15 protein-coding genes and 1 tRNA gene are annotated in these 15,021 nt (G+C 68.0%); 6 read left to right on the top strand and 10 right to left on the bottom strand.

Going from position 1 to position 15,021, the window contains the following annotated elements; translation table 11 throughout:
- The first annotated feature begins 18 nt into the window (after positions 1-18).
- Complete coding sequence (locus NFR49_RS01425) at positions 19-261, top strand: helix-turn-helix domain-containing protein (RefSeq protein ID WP_251157914.1); 243 nt, start codon at positions 19-21, stop codon at positions 259-261.
- On the opposite strand, the gene NFR49_RS01420 is transcribed toward NFR49_RS01425, so the two are convergent.
- Together NFR49_RS01420 and NFR49_RS01415 are read right to left on the bottom strand one after the other, a co-directional pair.
- On the bottom strand, positions 229-1,599 hold the full coding sequence (locus NFR49_RS01420; RefSeq protein ID WP_251157913.1) for an AAA family ATPase: 1,371 nt from the start codon (positions 1,597-1,599) through the stop codon (positions 229-231). The genes NFR49_RS01425 and NFR49_RS01420 overlap by 33 nt on opposite strands.
- A 101-nt stretch (positions 1,600-1,700) precedes the next feature.
- Positions 1,701-2,540 carry a hypothetical protein gene (locus NFR49_RS01415; RefSeq protein ID WP_251157912.1) on the bottom strand — a complete coding sequence of 280 codons (840 nt, stop codon included), beginning with the start codon at positions 2,538-2,540 and terminating at the stop codon, positions 1,701-1,703.
- A 141-nt stretch (positions 2,541-2,681) separates the two neighbouring features.
- On the opposite strand from NFR49_RS01415, the gene NFR49_RS01410 reads away from it, so the two are divergent.
- The 4 genes from NFR49_RS01410 to NFR49_RS01395 all read left to right on the top strand — a co-directional run bounded on the left by NFR49_RS01410 (position 2,682) and on the right by NFR49_RS01395 (position 7,064).
- Positions 2,682-3,851, top strand: coding sequence for a hypothetical protein (locus NFR49_RS01410; protein WP_251157911.1), 1,170 nt, complete (start codon positions 2,682-2,684; stop codon positions 3,849-3,851).
- A gap of 3 nt (positions 3,852-3,854) precedes the next feature.
- Positions 3,855-4,472 carry a hypothetical protein gene (locus NFR49_RS01405; protein ID WP_251157910.1) on the top strand — a complete coding sequence of 206 codons (618 nt, stop codon included), beginning with the start codon at positions 3,855-3,857 and terminating at the stop codon, positions 4,470-4,472.
- Complete coding sequence (locus tag NFR49_RS01400) at positions 4,462-5,595, top strand: DNA translocase FtsK (protein ID WP_251157909.1); 1,134 nt, start codon at positions 4,462-4,464, stop codon at positions 5,593-5,595. Before NFR49_RS01405 ends, NFR49_RS01400 begins: the two co-directional genes overlap by 11 nt.
- Before the next feature lie 89 nt (positions 5,596-5,684).
- Positions 5,685-7,064 carry a WYL domain-containing protein gene (locus tag NFR49_RS01395; RefSeq protein ID WP_251157908.1) on the top strand — a complete coding sequence of 460 codons (1,380 nt, stop codon included), beginning with the start codon at positions 5,685-5,687 and terminating at the stop codon, positions 7,062-7,064.
- A 242-nt stretch (positions 7,065-7,306) separates the two neighbouring features.
- Here the strand turns inward: NFR49_RS01395 and NFR49_RS01390 are convergent, their stop codons facing one another.
- The 3 genes from NFR49_RS01390 to lepA all read right to left on the bottom strand — a co-directional run bounded on the left by NFR49_RS01390 (position 7,307) and on the right by lepA (position 11,468).
- The gene (locus NFR49_RS01390) at positions 7,307-8,524 is read right to left on the bottom strand and encodes a coproporphyrinogen-III oxidase family protein (RefSeq protein ID WP_251157907.1); all 1,218 of its coding nucleotides are present in this window, start codon (positions 8,522-8,524) and stop codon (positions 7,307-7,309) included.
- Between the two features lie 85 nt (positions 8,525-8,609).
- Positions 8,610-9,656 (bottom strand): tRNA dihydrouridine synthase, encoded by a 1,047-nt coding sequence (locus tag NFR49_RS01385; RefSeq protein WP_251157906.1) that lies wholly within the window; start codon positions 9,654-9,656, stop codon positions 8,610-8,612.
- Positions 9,657-9,659: 3 nt separating this feature from the next.
- Complete coding sequence (gene lepA / locus NFR49_RS01380) at positions 9,660-11,468, bottom strand: translation elongation factor 4 (protein ID WP_251157905.1); 1,809 nt, start codon at positions 11,466-11,468, stop codon at positions 9,660-9,662.
- Between the two features lie 172 nt (positions 11,469-11,640).
- On the opposite strand from lepA, the gene rpsT reads away from it, so the two are divergent.
- Positions 11,641-11,904 carry a 30S ribosomal protein S20 gene (gene rpsT / locus NFR49_RS01375; protein WP_135977436.1) on the top strand — a complete coding sequence of 88 codons (264 nt, stop codon included), beginning with the start codon at positions 11,641-11,643 and terminating at the stop codon, positions 11,902-11,904.
- A gap of 224 nt (positions 11,905-12,128) precedes the next feature.
- Here rpsT and NFR49_RS01370 read toward each other — a convergent pair.
- The 5 genes from NFR49_RS01370 to NFR49_RS01350 form a co-directional block, all read right to left on the bottom strand.
- A tRNA-Val gene (locus NFR49_RS01370) sits at positions 12,129-12,203 on the bottom strand.
- A 70-nt stretch (positions 12,204-12,273) separates the two neighbouring features.
- Positions 12,274-12,693, bottom strand: a complete 420-nt coding sequence (locus NFR49_RS01365; RefSeq protein WP_251157904.1) for a hypothetical protein — start codon at positions 12,691-12,693, stop codon at positions 12,274-12,276.
- Between the two features lie 46 nt (positions 12,694-12,739).
- On the bottom strand, positions 12,740-13,696 hold the full coding sequence (locus tag NFR49_RS01360; protein ID WP_251157903.1) for a hypothetical protein: 957 nt from the start codon (positions 13,694-13,696) through the stop codon (positions 12,740-12,742).
- A 10-nt stretch (positions 13,697-13,706) separates the two neighbouring features.
- Positions 13,707-14,210 carry a hypothetical protein gene (locus NFR49_RS01355; protein WP_251157902.1) on the bottom strand — a complete coding sequence of 168 codons (504 nt, stop codon included), beginning with the start codon at positions 14,208-14,210 and terminating at the stop codon, positions 13,707-13,709.
- Between the two features lie 37 nt (positions 14,211-14,247).
- Positions 14,248-14,967 carry a hypothetical protein gene (locus NFR49_RS01350; protein ID WP_251157901.1) on the bottom strand — a complete coding sequence of 240 codons (720 nt, stop codon included), beginning with the start codon at positions 14,965-14,967 and terminating at the stop codon, positions 14,248-14,250.
- Between the last annotated feature and the right edge of the window lie 54 nt (positions 14,968-15,021).

Below are 15,021 nucleotides of genomic sequence, written 5' to 3'. Positions count from 1 at the left end.
CTCTAGGGAGGGGCCTCCATGACCGACTGGGACATCCGCATGCAGACCGGGCTGCGCATCAAGGAGCTGCGCGCCGCTGCAGATCTGAGCCAGGACGACCTCGCCTACGCCATCGACATGTCGCGCTCCTACCTCGCCGAGGTGGAGACCGGCAAGCGCAACATCTCCCTCCAGAACCTCGAGCGCATCGCCCGCGGCCTCGGCGTCACGCTCGACGAGTTCTTTGACTCAGGCTACTTCCGACGGGGCGCCGACGCCTAGACCGTCCCCCTCGGCCGTGCCGTCCCCCTCCCGTGCCAGCATGGCCCGTACCTCCTCGCCGTAGACGATCCCGCGGTCGTAGAGGAGCTGCGCCACCTGGCCGTGCAGGTCCCAGTGCCCCATGAGCAGGGAGCGGACCTCGGCCATGTCCCGCTGGATCCGGTCGACGGCCGCCGCCTCGCGCCGGGCGATGCGCTCGGGCGACGGCGGCGTGTACCTCCTGTTGCGCTCGCCGATCACGTTGAGGTGCTGGACCCCGCCCACACCGTGCACCAGGCCGCCGTAGACGATGTCGGTGACCTTCTCCAGGTCGCTGTGGGACCCCGTGGACCATGCCCCGAAGGCGACCTCCTCTGCCATGAGTCCGCCCAGACCCACCAGGACCTGCACGTCCTCGGGGGTGCGGTCGGGCGAGAACGGCTTGTGGTCGCGCCGCACCCTCGTGAAGCCGCGCCCTCGCCGGGCGCCGGAGCCAAGGAGCACCCCGAAGCTCGAGCACCCGGGGTCGACGAGCTCCATGACCAGCAGGTGGCCGGCCTCGTGGCAGGCGCAGCGGGCGCGGTCGCAGTACCGTTTGGTCTTGGCGGCTGCCTGCCAGCCCATGGGCTCCTTGCAGGGGCGCCAGGCCCTCCCTTCCCGGTGCTCGACGCACACCCGCACCACGTGCTCCGTCGTCACGACGTCGCTCCCCTCCGATGCCGCGACGACGGCCGCGGCGTTCACGCGGACCTCGAGCTCGGCGCACGACATGGGGAACTGCGCCACGACGTCGGGGTCGATGGTGTTGGGGACGGAGTGCTTCCTCAGGTAGTGCGCGGCGATGCGGCGGGCGTCCTCGTACTCGGGACGCTCGAGGTAGATGGTGCGGTCGAAGCGTCCGGCACGCACGAGCGACGGCGGCACGGCGCGCAGGACGTTGTTGGCCGTGGCGAGCACGAAGACGCCCTTGCCGGCGTAGTCGTCGACGCAGCTCTGCACCGCCACGTACTCGGGCTCGCTGGCGCGGTTGCGGTCGCCGCTGCCGAACTTGTCCAGGTCGTCGAGGAAGATGATCGAGGGCGCCTCCTCCGCGGCCCTGACGAAGGCGTCGCGGATCTGACCGAGGAACTCGTTGCCCGCGACGGTGCGCCGCAGCGTGACGCACGGGCGCCCGGCAGCCTCCACGAAGCAGCGGGCCATGAGGGTCTTGCCGAGGCCAGGCTCGCCCGCGATGAGCAGCCCGTTTGGGACGCGGGCGCCCAGACGCTCGTAGGGGCTTGGGTCGACGAGCACCGACGCGATGCGCTCGAGCTCGGAGACGACCCTCCGGTAGCCGATCACCTTGTCAAACGGGCCCATGGGTCTCCTCTCGGGGTCGGGATGATGCGCTGAAGGTTACGGCCCGCTGAAAGAGGGACTATGCCGGATGGAGGCATAACGTGGGCGGACGACCCGGGGCCTCAGCGCCCGTCGCCCGAGAGCAGCCAGAGAAAGCGCAGTTCATCGGCGTGCTCGTCCCATCGGATGAGCATGGTCTTGTGGATATCGGGGTACCGCGAGTTTCCGGAAAAGGGCTCGCCGAGCCGAAACGCGCCGTCTCGGAATGAGACGCAATCGCTGATGGAGACTTCGATGACCCATCGTCTGGCCTCCTCCCCGGAAGGCAGCTCCACCATGACCGAGGGGTACCTGTCGGGCTCAAGGCCGAGCCTCTCAAGCAGCCCCGATAGCGTGATGGCCGTATAAGGGCCCATGGACCGCACGAGCTCGAGAGCATCCGCGTAGGGGACGTCTGCCCAGCGGACGTAGACGGAGTCGGTCTCGGACTCGTCGGAGCCCAGCCGGTACCCGATGCTGCCGTGGACGTCCATGTGCACGAGCATCTGACGGTGCCTGACCGGGAGGATGCCGACCTCGCCGTTAAGAGGAGCCATGAGAACCCCCACGGGGAGCCTATCTGCCCCCTGTGTCTCCGCGACCCATTTCATGAGCGTCGACGCGGTCAGCGACTCCAGCATCTCGATGGCGTCGTAGCGGTTCTCATAGGCTGCCAGGAAGGCGAGTGGCTGCTCAGCCGTCGTGAGGTCTGCCGCACCGGCGTCGAGGACGGCTTCGCTCACGAGCGTCCATGCCGGTCCAATTGACGCGCGCTCCAGCCAGCCCTCATCCGAGAGGGCTACGGTTTCCACCACGATGCCATGGGGCTTCTCGTCATCGGCCTCCAGGCGCTCGATAAAGGCGCTTGTGCGGTTGCGGTTACGGGCCCTCTCATAGCGTTCGCGCCGCTCGTTGATGGACATGGCTTCCCCTCCGGTTGGGATCTCTCAACAACCTGAACTTATCCTCCCGGGTCGAACGGCTATGACACAGTGGGGCAGCCATACGTCGAGGGGTCCCCTAGCATCATGACGAGAAGCCAGGTCCGCATGGAAAGGATGGCCATGCCCGCAGCCCAAAAACGACAGGCAGAGCAGGAGTATGTCCTCGATCTTTTGACCGGCGGCAAAGAGACCTCGACGCCCGACCGAGAGAAGGCCCGCGACCTTGTCGACCGTTGGGAGAAGGAGGGTGTCGACCCCGCCCTCCTTGCGGTCGCGCAGGATGACGGAAACGTCGAGGACGTCATGCGACGGGCCCGGACCATCCGGTCCGAATACCTTCCCAAGGCGGCGGCCCCGCACCAAGAGATCGGCATGGCGGTCGAGACGATGGAGCGCGCCATCGCTGGCTACATGTATGGGCACAGGAGCTACACCGACGAGGAAATCGAGGGTTACCCGTGCGCCGGACAGGCGGACCTGACCTTTGACCTCGGCACGGATGAGAACGGGAACCCGGTTTCGCTGGATCTTGCGAGCGTGCCACATCTCGCCGAAATCAAGGGGAGCGCAACACGAGGGCCGATCATGGAAGCCGTTGCAATCCAAGCCCAGGAGAAGGGCGGCATGCAATGCGTTGTCGTCGGGAACCCGCCCCACTTCGTCGTCAAAGGCGAGCTTCCGCCTGTCTCATGCAAGACGGTCGTCCCGCCTGCGTTGGACCCGTTTGCCTGGGACGCCTGCATCGACTGGCTTCACGACGAGCTCGAGCTCCGTGAGAGGCTCTCCGAGCGCGGCATCGACCCTGGCCCGCTGCTCGTCTTTGCAGATATCGAGAAGAAAAACAAATGGCTGCTCGGCCCGGACGGTCTTGAACCCATTGTGAAGCGAGGCCACCGGCTCAACATGCACCTGATTGTAAGGGCGAGCTACTCCGTCGGTGATTATGCGCTTCGCCACGACGTCGAGACCATAGCTCGCCTTGTCGATGTAGATCCACGGTCGTTCTCGCTCGCCGTTATGGAGGGCCGGAAGTACGGGGACCTCTATCGCCTCGTCCCTCCCGCCGAGGTCGACGAGTGGCTGGTCGCCGTTGAGGGGGCGTACGACTCCCCTGTGCGCGCAACCCGCTATTCCGGGTCGACTGCTGTCATAAACGAGGTGGGCGTTTCGTTCACGGCCGACGGCTCCGACGTCCGCGAGGTTTTGAATCGTGAGATCGCACGAGCGGCTCATATGCAACGACCGGACTGTGCCAACAGGCGCACCCCGCATCATCGCAGAGACTCGTAGGCGATGGCTGGCATCCTCACCCGATTCCGCGCGTTGCTCCGCCGCAAGGAGCCGGCCCCAGACCTCGGCACCAGGATCGTCGTGTCACGCATCGTGCCCAGGTCGCGCATGCGCCGTATGGAGCTCACCGAGGTGCCGGGGCTGCCCTCCCCCGCCGCCGCCATCGTCATGACGTCGCGCCGCAAGATCGCAGGGGTCGAGGAGGGGCCCGACTGCCTCGTGCTGGAGTTCGCGGACGTCGCCTACGAGCACCCGCAGGCCATGACGCGGGAGCAGGCAAGGGAGGCGGCAGCGTTCTTCCTCGGGCACCGGGGCCGCGGCACCATCATGGTCGCCTGCGACAACGGTCAGGCCCGCTCGGCGGCCATGGCCGCGGCCCTGCTGCGGTCCTTGGGCGAGGACGACGGCTGGATCTGGGACAACCCGCGGTTCCGCCCCAACCAGCGGGTGTTCGCCTTCATGGCTGAGGCGCTGGGCATTGAGCTCGCGGACGGCGAGGTGGAGGCCCTGGTGGCGCGCAACGAGGAGGCCTTCCACATGGCGATGGTGCGCGGGCGGGAGGGCGCCAACCAGGAAGGGAACGACAGGCTCATCGACGCCCGGAGAGATCATGACGAATGAACCCAAAACCGGCCACATGGCAGCTCCTTTCGCCGAGATGGACCGGAACCCGTTTCAGATGGGATGGACCACATCGGGCTTCTACGATTTCCTAAGCTCAGCGGAACAGCTGAAGGGCGCAGCGCCACTGATTGCCTTCGGCTCTCCTTCTGGTCCGGGAGGATGCGGGATTCTGCCGCTGCACGAGGCTGGATCAATACTCGTCAGCCCTTCAACGCGTGAGTTCGTCCAAGAGTACCTGCGCGACGCGATTTCATCGGTCTTGCTCACATCGAGTCCGGAAGAGGTCCGGCTCCTTGTCGGAGAAACCGGGTCTATGGACCTGCTGTGGGTCGACGGTGACCCCCACCTTCTTGCTCCCCGCATATCAGGGGGCGCTCAAAGCATGAAGGCGCTTATGTGGCTGACGGAAGAATGCCGCCGTAGGGAGAAGGAAGGACGGTCTGGCCAAGAACCCCGCATCCTTGCCGTGTTCGACCGTCTCGAGAATTATTGGGGGCTCGATATGCAAAAGGGGCTCATGTCGCTGCTTTCGACGGGCCCGGCGGTAGGCATACACCTCATGGGCGTCTTGGCTGATGGCAACGAGGGGATGCTCGAGGTGCCGCTCCTCTGGAAGGCCAAGACGTTCATAGCGTCTGCACCGGTTCACGCCAACGGAAACATCCTCGTCTCCTCCGTCGCTTTCGACAAAACCCGCCGCTCTGCCGCCTATAACGGTCCCTGGCATCTCATGAGCATGTTCCGGTTTGGTGAGGACGCCCCTCGCATTGTTGATATGTGGGCGAAGATGCAGAAGCCCGAGTGGGACGAATCGCTCCTGGCATCCCTAAAAAGCAGCGAGCCTTGCCCGCTTCTTAGTGCCGATCTGAAAGATCCCCTGATTTCCTTGGCGACGCAGATAGTCACCGCAACGAGGAACGGGTCGATATCCCATCTTCAACGAAAGCTCAAAGTGGGATATATGCGGGCTAGCGCCCTCATGGACACGATGCGGGCGCTCTGTATTGTGGGACCTTCCAACGGCAGCAAGCCTTGCGAGGTGCTCATGACCCCCGAGGAGGCGCAGGCCGCCGTCGACGCAGCCATTGCCGAGATGGTTCCTCGACCTTTCGAGGGTTAATTGTCTGTTTTCTGAAACCCTCCCAAGATATGCCTCCTGATGCGACAATGGGTCAGACACATCGAAGCCCGCAGGTCCACGGAGGCGCCATGGCCGGCCATAAGAGAGACACTCATGTCGGGGAAGACCTCACACCGCGCAAGGCGTCGAGTCCCGAGCGCCTCCTGGCCCTCTGGGACCTCTTGTGCCGCCGCACGTCCGAGGAGGACGGCGAGGGGGTGACCCTCGTGGCGAGCGCCTGGGACGAGGGCGACCTGGATGCCCCCGACGACATCCTGACGGCCCTCGAGCGCGACTACGGGCTGCTCGTCTCCGACGCCCAGTATGACTCCGACCGCGCCCACGAGAACGCGCTCCAGCGGATCCGCCGCGACTTCGGCGCCATCAACCAGCTGTTCGCGCGTCGCGACGCCATCGCGGACCCGGACAAAGAGCCCACCCGGACCGTCACCTCGCGCGACCGCGGCGGCAACCGCTTCACCTACCACGTGGAACGGCCCTTCTCGGCCGAGGAGGTCTTCATCCTGGCAGACGCCATCGCCCACTCGCGCCTTGCCGACGCCCGGGCCAAGGACCGCCTCATGGAAAAGGTCAAGCTGCTGCACCACACCCCCGAGCACGGGTCCGTGGCGCCCTGCATGAGCTACCGGCCGCGCGTCGAGTCGTCGGCGGCGCTCCTCTCCACCTATCAGGCTGTGGCCCGGGCGGCGGGGCGGCTCTCGTCCGTGGGCGGCCGAAGGGACGCCACGATCGCCCCGGTGTCGCTCATCTACGGCACCCTGGGCCCCGACCTCGACCTCGTGGCCCAGCCCCGCCACGACGGGGAGATGCGTCGGCTGCTGCTGCCCGTGGCCGTGCACGAGGACCGGGGCCGCTACTACATGAGCGCCCGGTTTGTGACCGTGGAGGAGACCTGCGACGGCCCCCGCTACGTGGTGCACAACAACGGCTACCTCAACTACCGGCTCGACCGCGTCATCCCCGGCAGCGTGGAGGACTGGGCCGACGAGGGCCACCTCGGCCTGCTCCCCTACCGCCTCCTGGACCCGGCCCCGGGCAAGCGGGCCGGCCTCACCGAGCAGGAGCGCTACGCCCTGGAGACCAGCTACGAGATGTATGCCACCTCGGACCCCCTCATGCTCGAGCTCGAGGCCGAGGGCTCGGTGCTCAAGGCCATCGCGGACTCCTTCGACCCGGACAGCGAGGACTCGCCTTTGGCCCGCAAGAACTCCGTGCGGGTGCTCGACGATGGGCGCACCCGCATAGAGGTCCCGGTGTCCGACGGCGCCGCCCTCATGGGAAGGCTCGCGAGCTTTGGCACAGAGGCCAAGGTGGTGGGCGACCACCGGCTCAAGGAGACGTATGCGCGGTTCCTCTGCGACGCGCTGGGGGCCTACGCCGACGACCCGCAGGTGGGAGCCGAGGTGCGCGCCTGGGCGAGGGGCGTGGCCGAGGGCGGTGGCGAGTAGGGGGCACCGCTGCGGTTGCCGGCGCGCGACCGGGAGACCGCAGGGGGCCGAAGTCGGTTGCGCGATATAAGCGCTGCAACTTGATGGAAATATGCGAACCACCGGTGGCGGAGGCGGTTTTCATCCACTATTTGCATCAGCCTATTCATGATGGAACATTTATATCGCGCAACCCCATATGGGGTGCCGGCTGAAGGCCGCGCTGGAGAAGGGGCATCCCCGCCCGGAGCCGCCCGGGGCCGTCAGTCTCCGTCCGCCAAGCCCCACAGCTCCCCGAAGACCACGTTGCCCATGAGCCAGCCGCGCTCGGTGGGCGCAAAGGACCCCGACGGGGTCTCGGCGAGGAGCCCCTCCCCCACCAGCGTGTCCACGACGCGGTCCACGGCCGCCGCGCCGAAGGCGTCCCAGGCGCGGGCGAGCAGCCCCGGCCCCAGCCCGTCCGACGTCCGCGCCGCGAGCATGAGGTCCTCGGCGGCTGCCTCCCTGGCCGTGAGTTCCTCCACCCCAAAGGACAGTCGCGACGGGTCCCCCTCGGCCGCGGCCACCTCCCGGGCGGTCGAGTCGCAGGTGAGACGGACCCGCGCTGTGGAGGCCGCCACGGCGGGCAGACCCGGCGCCAGTCGACGCAGGCGCCCGTAGAGCCCGCGGTCGGCCATGGACGCCGCCGCCGTGCCGAGGCCCAGGTAGGGCGTGCCGTTCCAGTAGGAGAGATTGTGTCGGCAGCGCTCTCCGGGCCGCGCGTAGCTCGCCACCTCGTAGCGCGCAAAGCCCAGCCGGCCGAGGACCCTCTCGGCCGCCTCCATGGCGGCGGCCTCCTCGTCGTCCGAGGGCTCCTCCATGGACCCCTCCTCCACGGCCCGCCCGAAGGCCGTGCCCTCCTCGACGATGAGCGGGTAGACGCTCACATGGCTGGCGCCGGCGGCGACCACACCCTCCACGCTGGCGGCGAGGCTTGCCGGCGTCTGGCCGGGAACGGCGGCCATGAGGTCGGCCGACAGGCGGAGCCCGCTGGCCGCCGCCTCCTCCAGGGCCCGCCGGGTCGTCTCGCCGTCATGGACGCGCCCGAGGGCCCCGAGCTCGTCGTCTGCCAGCGACTGCACGCCCAGGGACACCCGGGTGGCACCGGCGTCGCGGGCGGCGGCCGCCAGGTCGGGCGAGAAGGAGTCGGGGTTGGCCTCGAACGTGAGCTCACCCACGGACGGGACGGCGCCGATCAGGGAGGAGAGGCCCTCGGCCCCTAGGAGCGATGGGGTGCCCCCGCCCACGTAGGCGGTGGAGAGGCCGTCGAGCAGGCCCTCCCCCGCCATGCGGCGCACCATGGCGGCGAGCGACCGGGCGTACGCGGCCATGAGCGGGTCGTGGCGCCCCGTGGCCGACGAGGCGAAGTCGCAGTAGGCGCATTTGCGCACGCAGAACGGCACGTGGAGGTACAGGGCCCGGAAGCCGGTCGCGTCCGCCATCGTCGCCCCTCTCATAATCAAGGTCTGTAGTGACAAAAGTGCCCGACCATTGGGACAAAAGTGTCCGGGTGTTGGGACAGGGGCGTCACTGCGCGGCGACCGCCTCGATGAGGGCGAGGTAGTCGGCGGCGGTGTCGCAGTGCATGGCGCGCTCTCGCCAGGAGGCGGCCTCGGGCATGCCCTTGAGGTACCAGCCGGCCAGCGACCGCGCCCGGGCGAGGTGGGCGCCCGTGGCCTCGAGCAGCCGCACGTGGAGGGCAAAGGCCGCCAGGCGCTCCTCGACCCCGCGCTCGGCCACGGGCTCCCCCGCCAGGACCCGCGCGGCGTCGCCGAAGATCCACGGGTCGCCGTAGGTGCCCCTCGCGCAGTAGACGGCGCAGGCGCCGGTCCCCTCCTTGAGGCGCGCGGCCGCCGCGGCGTCGAGGGCGTCGCCCGAGGCGATGACCGGCACCGAGACGGCGCGGACGACGTCGGCCACGGCCCCTGCGTCGGACTCCCCGCGGTAGAACTGGCTCGCGAACCTGCCGTGCACGGCCACGGCCGCGACGCCGGCCTCCTCCAGCCGGGCGGCGAAGGCCGGCCCCACGGTCTCGCCCGGCCTGCGGCCGATGCGGATCTTGGCCGTCACGGGGACGACGTCGCCGGCACCCTCGCGGCAGGCCGCGACGATGGCCGCGGCGCGGTCCGGGTCGTCGAGGAGGGCCGACCCCTCGCCCTTGCGGGTGACCTTGGGCACGGGGCAGGCCATGTTCACGTCGATGGCGGCGAGCTTGCCGCCCACGCGGTCGTGCACGGTGGCGGCGGCCTCGGCGAACTGCGCGGGGTCGGAACCAAAGAGCTGCACCACGATGTCCGGCTCCTCGGGCAGCGGGTCCACGAGGCGCCAGGTCTTCTCGTTCGCGTAATGGAGGCCGGCCACGCTCACCATCTCGCTCACGGCGAGCGCCGCCCCGCCCGCACGGGCGAGGAGGCGGTAGGCGCCGTCGGTGACGCCGGCCATGGGGGCCATGAGGAAGGGGTTTGCGGCGAGACGCTCGGCGAACGTCCCCTCCCGCGGGAACGGCGCGACGGCTGGGGCGAGCCCCGCCGCGGGCCCGTAGGTGGCGAGCAGCTCGCCCGGAGTGGGGGCCACGGGCTACTCGTCCACCTTGAGGATGGCGAGGAACGCCTCCTGCGGCACCTCGACGCTGCCGATGGACTTCATGCGCTTCTTGCCCTCCTTCTGCTTCTCGAGCAGCTTGCGCTTGCGGGAGATGTCGCCGCCGTAGCACTTGGCGAGCACGTCCTTGCGCCGCGCCTTCACCGTGGAGCGGGCGATGATCTTGTTGCCGATGGCGCCCTGGATGGGCACCTCGAACAGCTGCCGCGGGATGATCTCCTTGAGCTTGTCGCAGAGGCCGCGGGCCAGCGTGTAGGCCTTGTCCTTGTGGACGATGAACGAGAGGGCGTCCACGTCGTCGCCGGACAGCAGGATGTCGAGCTTCACGAGGTCGCTGGGACGGTACTCGGAGAACTCGTAGTCCAGCGAGGCGTAGCCCTTGGTGCGGCTCTTGAGCTGGTCGAAGAAGTCGAGGATGAGCTCGGCCAACGGGATGTCGAACCGCATCTCCACCGACTTGTCCGACAGGTAGTCCATGTTGGCCATGACGCCGCGGTGCTCCACGGCCAGCTGCATCACGGCACCGGTGAACTCGGGCGGCACGATGACCTTGGCGGAGAGGTAGGGCTCCTCGATGTGGTCGATACGCGTGACGTCGGGAAGGTCCTGGGGGCTGCGGACGTCGATCGTCTCGCCGTCGGTGAGGTAGACGTGGTAGTCCACCGACGGGCTCGTGGCGATGAGGTCGAGGTCGAACTCACGCTCCAGGCGCTCCTTGACCACCTCCATGTGGAGGAGGCCGAGGAAGCCCACGCGGAAGCCGAAGCCCAGGGCCACGGAGGTCTCGGGCTCCCACACGAGGGACGGGTCGTTGACGTGCAGCTTCTCCAAGGCGTCCCGGAGGTCCTCGTAGTCCTTGTTGTCCACCGGGAAGATGCCGGTGTAGACCATGGGCTTGGCCTCGCGGTAGCCGGGCAGCGCCTCGGCGCAGGGACGATCGCGGTACGTGAGGGTGTCGCCCACGCGCACGCTCTCGGGGTCCTTGAGGCCGGTGACCACGAAGCCCACCTCGCCCGGGCCCAGCTCGTCCACGAGCACCTCGACCGGGCGCTTCACGCCCACGCCGTCGGCCAGGAAGTCCTGGCCGGTCTGCATCATGGTGAGCTCGTCGCCCTTGGCCACGTGGCCGTCGAACACGCGGACCATGGCCACCACGCCGCGGTACTCGTCGAAGTACGAGTCGAGCACCAGTGCCTTGAGGGGCGCATCCGCGTCGCCCTCGGGGGGCGGCACGAGGAAGACGATGGCCTCGAGCAGGTCGTGGATGCCCTCGCCGGTCTTGCCCGACACGCACACGGCGTCCTCGGCGGGGACGGCCAGCTCGTCCTCGATCTCGACCTTGACCTCGTCGGGGTGCGCGCTCGGCAGGTCGATCTTGTTGATGGCCGGCACGATCTCGAGGTCGGCGTTCATGGCCAGGTTGGCGTTGGAGACGGTCTGGGCCTCCACGCCCTGGGTGGCGTCGACCACGAGCACGGCGCCCTCGCAGGCGGCCAGGGAGCGCGAGACCTCGTAGGTGAAGTCCACGTGGCCCGGGGTGTCGATGAGGTTGAACTGGTACGTCTCGCCGTCGTCAGCTGTGTACATGACCCGGACGGCGTTGGACTTGATGGTGATGCCGCGCTCGCGCTCGATGTCCATGGTGTCGAGGAGCTGCGACTCCATGTCGCGCTCCTCCACCGTGTTGGTCATCTCGAGGATGCGGTCGGATATGGTGGACTTCCCGTGGTCGATGTGGGCGACGATGGAGAAGTTCCTGATGTGAGAGAGGTCTGTGGTAGCCATAGGAGCAAGTCTAGCATGGGCAAGACGGCCCGGCCGGAGCGGGAGATGTGCGGACTTTTCTCCATAGTGCGCCGTAGATGCGCTGTTCCAGGCTCCCTATGCTAGTATTGCGAAGTTGCCTCACCGTGTCTCAACAAGAGGCCTCACAGTATCGCATCGAAAGGAACCGCACGTGGCTAACATCAAGTCGCAGAAGAAGCGCAACAAGACCAACGAGAAGGCCCGCATCCGCAACAAGGCCGTCCGTTCTGAGCTCAAGACCGCCATCAAGCACGTCCGCGAGGCCGTCGAGGCCGGCGACGCCGCCCTGGCCCAGGAGAAGTGCAACCACGCCTGCCGTCTTCTCGACAAGGCTGCCTCCAAGGGCATCATCCACAAGAACCAGGCCGCCGACCGCAAGTCCGGCATCCAGAAGCTGGTGAACTCCATCAACTAGCACCCTTCTGGGTTCGTGTGTGGCTGTCGCTCCTACCCCACGAGGATCTGGCAGACCTTAGAGACACGGAACATCGGGCGCCTCCCGGGGATCGGTCCCCTCGGGAGGCGCCTTTTTCGTAGGACGGCGGCGTTTTCATGGACCGACATTGCGGGATTTTGCGACCACCTTTGCGACCAAAAGAAAACAGGCCACCGGGTTACCCCGATGACCTGTAGTTTCTCTGGTGGGCGATGCTGGGTTCGAACCAGCGACCCCATCCGTGTGAAGGATGTGCTCTACCACTGAGCCAATCGCCCGTAGGTGCGACGCTGCCGCACGGGTATTTATACTAGCAGAAGCGTCTCGGCGTGCAAGGGTCAATTTGGCCTATTTCTTGGAGGCCTCCAGGACGCGCCTGCCGAACATCCAACCAGCGGCGCAGACGATGAGGGCGACCACCTCGAGGACGATGCTGGGGATGTCCTCCCCCAGCACCCGGCCGCCGAGGTCGTAGCCCATCACGAGGGTGTAGACGAGGCAGAACAGCTCGAAGAGCGAGAGGATGGCCGCGCCCACGTTGAACCTGCCGGAGCGCGACGGGGTGTTGGCCCCCTTGACGCCGGCCATACCGGTCCAGACGCCGAACAGGCCCTGGAAGGTGTAGCTGGCCACGAGGACGAGGCCGGCGGCGTGCCAGCCGTTGGTGGCCACCGTCACGATGCACAGGGCGTCGTAGACGAAGATCACCAGGGACCAAGCCAAAAGGATGAGGCTCATGACCTTCATGAGCTTGCGGTCGGTGGACATTGTCCGCTCCCCTCCCCCGGCTCTCCCGGGACAGCTGTCAATGGCGTTATGCAGTGTAACCGTTTGCCGTCGGGCGATGCGACGGCTTGAGCCGCGCCCGGCACCTCGCGTAGGCGCCGGCCATGAGACCGGAGCTCACCACGGCGCAAAAGAGCTGCTCCGTGCCGTCGGGCGACCCCATGGCCCTCACCGCGACGGCCAGCACGAGCAGGGAGAGCGCGGCGACGATCCCCGCGAAGAGCAGGCCCAGGCCGACCCGCGCGTCGTGCTGGCGCTTGGCCCCCCGCACGTTGAAGACGGCGCACGCGATGAAGTAGACACCCTCCAGGAGGAGTATCAGGCCCGTGGTGACGCCGGAGCCCATGGTGGAGACGAAGCCGGGCTCGGCCATGGGGACGGACGTCACCTTGGCAAGGTAGGTCATGGCCATGACGCACTCCATGGAGCCCCAGATGACCATGAGCTGGCAGTAGCCGGTGATGAGCCGCGAGAGCCCCTCGGAGCACGCCACGGCGTCGGAGTCTGGCTCCTCCGGGAGCGGGGCGACGACGTTCTCCGTGACCACCCGGCGGAAGACGGCCGTGAGCATGAGCATGAGCGCGAAGGCGGAGAAGAGCACGGGGTCTGCCTGGGTGAACGACCAGGCGACGCCGGCGAGGTAGAGGGCCACGAGGAAGGCCGAGGCCCTCCCCAGCCAGCGCGGCACGCCGCGGGTGGGCGCACGGAGGGCGCGTGAGGCGAGGACGATGCCCGTGGCGCACGCCCCGGCGGCAAGGACGAACAGGAAGACGAGGCAGGCGCCTGCGGGGAGCGAGACGAGCACCACCCGGACGGGGGCTGAGAAGCCGCCGGGCCGCTCGCTCACCCATGCGGCCGCGCAGGCGAGGAGATAGATGACGAGGCCCATGGCCGCCCCCGTGAGGACGAGGTAGGCCACGGCGGCGTTGCGCACTGCGGAGCGGGCGCGCGGGGTGTCGGCCAGGGCAGAGATCCTTCGGTTCAATCGTCCTCCCTCACGAGACGACGTACTGGGCGGTCTTGTACATGGTCACGGTGGCCGCCGGGCTGTCGCCGGCATACTGGACGGCCTCCACGGTGTGCGTGCCCCGGCTCAGCCGGTCGCCCGAAAGCTGGACCACCGTGCGGTCCTTGGGGGTCTCCTGCACCTCCACCATGTCGCCGTCCACGTAGATGAAGAGGAAGCGCGACGTCGAGAAGAACTCCGTCACCAGGGTCGCGGGGACCGCAGACCCGTCGAAGGGCACGGACACCTGCATGGGCTTGCCGTAGGCGGAGGTGGACTCGCCCGTGCGGATGACGAGCAGCTCGTCGGCGTCGGGCTTCCGACCGTGGCCCACCTTCCGGGTCTGGCCCAGGGTGGTGGCCCCCGTGGCCTTCGCGCTCCCCGCCGTGCAGGAGGAGAGGCCCACGGGCACGCAGAGCACCGCGAGGGCGACGGCGACCGCCAGACCCTTGACTGCGGTGGTGCGGCCTCTACCCGCCGAGTCCCGTGCCATGGCCCCTCCTAACAGGGTGAAGCGTCAGGGCCGTGGGCTATCCGAGGACGGTCGCGACACAGCCTTTCAGTTCGAGGTACTGACCGTCGGCGACCTGCACCTCCGTGGAGCCGTCGACCGACCCCGAGGCCGCGGGCTCCGACCCGGGGGCGTCCGAGTCGAGCACGGCGTAGGAGGCGTCGCCGGAGCCGTCCGAGGTGACCGCGTAGCGGGCCGCGGGGCAGTCGGTGCCCACCTTGTAGATACCCGTGCCCTCGACTTCTTGCGCGTCGGTTGCGGATATGTCGTCACCGGAGGCGAACGTGGCGCCCGACACCTCCACCTTCTGGCCGTCCGAGAGCTCGAGCCAGCACTGCGTGGTGAAGGAGGCGGCCTCGCCGCCGTCCACGGAGACGGCGGCGGTCTGCCCACCGGCCGCCAGGAACTTGTACTGGCCGGCGTCCAGGTTGGTGCCCACCGTGTAGGAGCCCGACTTGTAGATCATGGTGGCGCCCTTCTTGGCCACGGCCGGGGCGTCGGTGCCCTGCACGCGGGGGGCCTGGGAGCCGGGACCGAGGCGCCAGAAGACGCTCAGGACGAACAGCACCGCCACGACGGCCACAAACGCGGTGGCGGCCTTCTTGGACACCTTGGGGAACAGCCTGCGGTCCCCCTGCCGGGCACGGATGCGCCTCTCGCGGGCCTTCGCCTCCTTGGCCTCGCGCTTCTGTTTGCGCCGGTCGGCGGGGGTGAGGGGTCGGTCGTTCTTGTCGGCCACGGGAGGGGTCCTTTCCGGTCGTCCTGGGTGCGTGCCAGCAACATCCCATGGTAG

Source organism: Caniella muris (assembly GCF_943193035.1).
In the GTDB taxonomy this organism is placed as follows: Bacteria; Actinomycetota; Coriobacteriia; order Coriobacteriales; family Atopobiaceae; genus Granulimonas; species Granulimonas faecalis.
The sequence above is the reverse complement of the archived record's forward strand: the minus strand, read 5'-3'. Positions and strand labels throughout refer to the sequence as shown.

What these genes read in the sequence shown, in the direction of transcription:
- NFR49_RS01425 (WP_251157914.1), top strand. Translation starts at nt 19, where the DNA reads ATGACCGACTGGGACATCCGCATGCAGACCGGGCTGCGCATCAAGGAG.
- NFR49_RS01415 (WP_251157912.1), bottom strand. Translation starts at nt 2,540, where the DNA reads ATGTCCATCAACGAGCGGCGCGAACGCTATGAGAGGGCCCGTAACCGC.
- NFR49_RS01390 (WP_251157907.1), bottom strand. Translation starts at nt 8,524, where the DNA reads ATGGCGGACGCGACCGGCTTCCGGGCCCTGTACCTCCACGTGCCGTTC.
- NFR49_RS01405 (WP_251157910.1), top strand. Translation starts at nt 3,855, where the DNA reads ATGGCTGGCATCCTCACCCGATTCCGCGCGTTGCTCCGCCGCAAGGAG.
- lepA (WP_251157905.1), bottom strand. Translation starts at nt 11,468, where the DNA reads ATGGCTACCACAGACCTCTCTCACATCAGGAACTTCTCCATCGTCGCC.
- NFR49_RS01410 (WP_251157911.1), top strand. Translation starts at nt 2,682, where the DNA reads ATGCCCGCAGCCCAAAAACGACAGGCAGAGCAGGAGTATGTCCTCGAT.
- NFR49_RS01400 (WP_251157909.1), top strand. Translation starts at nt 4,462, where the DNA reads ATGACGAATGAACCCAAAACCGGCCACATGGCAGCTCCTTTCGCCGAG.
- NFR49_RS01420 (WP_251157913.1), bottom strand. Translation starts at nt 1,599, where the DNA reads ATGGGCCCGTTTGACAAGGTGATCGGCTACCGGAGGGTCGTCTCCGAG.
- NFR49_RS01355 (WP_251157902.1), bottom strand. Translation starts at nt 14,210, where the DNA reads ATGGCACGGGACTCGGCGGGTAGAGGCCGCACCACCGCAGTCAAGGGT.
- NFR49_RS01395 (WP_251157908.1), top strand. Translation starts at nt 5,685, where the DNA reads ATGGCCGGCCATAAGAGAGACACTCATGTCGGGGAAGACCTCACACCG.
- NFR49_RS01365 (WP_251157904.1), bottom strand. Translation starts at nt 12,693, where the DNA reads ATGTCCACCGACCGCAAGCTCATGAAGGTCATGAGCCTCATCCTTTTG.